At 33.3% G+C, this 847-nt stretch carries 1 protein-coding gene; it reads left to right on the plus strand.

From position 1 onward, the window contains the following. Positions 1-29 precede the first annotated feature (29 nt). A partial coding sequence (locus D7V32_RS17040) for a hypothetical protein (RefSeq protein WP_147394250.1) occupies positions 30-847 on the plus strand: 818 nt, incomplete at its 3' end.

Consider the following 847-nt stretch of genomic DNA (forward strand, 5'->3'; position numbering starts at 1 on the left):
AGAATAGACGATATTTGTCTAGAAGAGTGGTGGCAGTCCAATCATCTAATTTAGAACAATTAGTAAGGCAATATGAGACTGCTCAGACAACTGAAGCACAACAAGAACTTCTACCTGCATTATTAAAAGCCTGGGCTAAAACTGATCCTTCATATTATGAGTATACGGAGGGATTATGGGAGTCAATGGTGAGCTCGAATGGGCAAGGTGTTGGTATTGCCAGTGGAAATAGTGGTCCAACGATTAGTTTTGATCAAATTGATCCAGCAATTCAATCCGCTTTTAATGGTGCTAAATCTAAAATCGGTGTTATTGATTCTTTCATGGGAACGAAGACTGAAAAGCTCTTTTATATTCGCGAAGATGATATTATCAAAACAACACAAGCAATTAATAATATTTATGATGATATTACTTTTTCCATCTACAAAGGCTTATATGGGCAAACTGCAATTTATAAGCAATATGAGAATGCAATTGAGAAAGAATGGATATTAAAAGATAACGGTGATATTGGATATATTCAGAATTTTAAAAATGTAGAGCAATTGTTTGAGACAAAATTTTCATCTGATATTAAGAATACTTTCATTGAGTTGATAGCGTTTACTGATCATATTACTAATGTTTATCAGGATGTTCCTAAGAAAGGATTCGATGGCCTTCAATCACTTATTTTTGAGAATTATGAAAAGTTTGATGAAAGTACATTAATTGAAATCAATGATTTTCTGAGCAAATATCCAACAGCAACCAAATATATAGTTGGGACTAACGATATTGATATCCTTCATGGGGCTTCAAAATCTGAAACATTATTAGGTGGAAAAGGTAACGATACCCTAGT

Source organism: Acinetobacter tianfuensis (genome assembly GCF_003611465.1).
In the GTDB taxonomy this organism is placed as follows: Bacteria; Pseudomonadota; Gammaproteobacteria; order Pseudomonadales; family Moraxellaceae; genus Acinetobacter; species Acinetobacter tianfuensis.